General features: G+C 65.9%; 1 pseudogene. It reads left to right on the top strand.

What is annotated here, in order from left to right:
• Positions 1–393, top strand: a pseudogene (locus EN861_RS34385) (TetR/AcrR family transcriptional regulator); the annotation flags it as partial.

Below are 393 nucleotides of genomic sequence, written 5' to 3'. Positions count from 1 at the left end.
CACCGACGCAGTAACGCAGCCGCGAGCGCGTGGAGCGAATGCTGGCCGCCGCCTCGGCACTGATTGCCGAGCAAGGCAGCGATGCCATGCGCATGGGAGAGGTGGCGGAAAGGGCGGGGGTTTCGATCGGCTCGCTCTACCAGTTCTTTCCGGACAAGCGGGCGATCGTCTGGGCGCTGGCCGAGCGCTACACGGCGGAAAGCCAGGCCTGTATTTCGGCGGCGCTGAAGGACGTCGGTGATGCCGAAGGCTTCAAAAGCGCGTTTTCAGAGCTGGTCGACATCTATTACCAGCTGTTCCTGGCCGAGCCGGTGATACGCGACGTCTGGTCGGGCACGCAGGCGGACAAGGCGCTGCGCGAGCTGGAGCTCGGCGACAGCCGCGCCAATGCGG

It is taken from the genome of Mesorhizobium sp. M8A.F.Ca.ET.218.01.1.1 (assembly GCF_004791165.1).
Lineage (GTDB): Bacteria > Pseudomonadota > Alphaproteobacteria > Rhizobiales > Rhizobiaceae > Mesorhizobium.
This window is presented reverse-complemented; position numbering and strand designations above follow the sequence as displayed.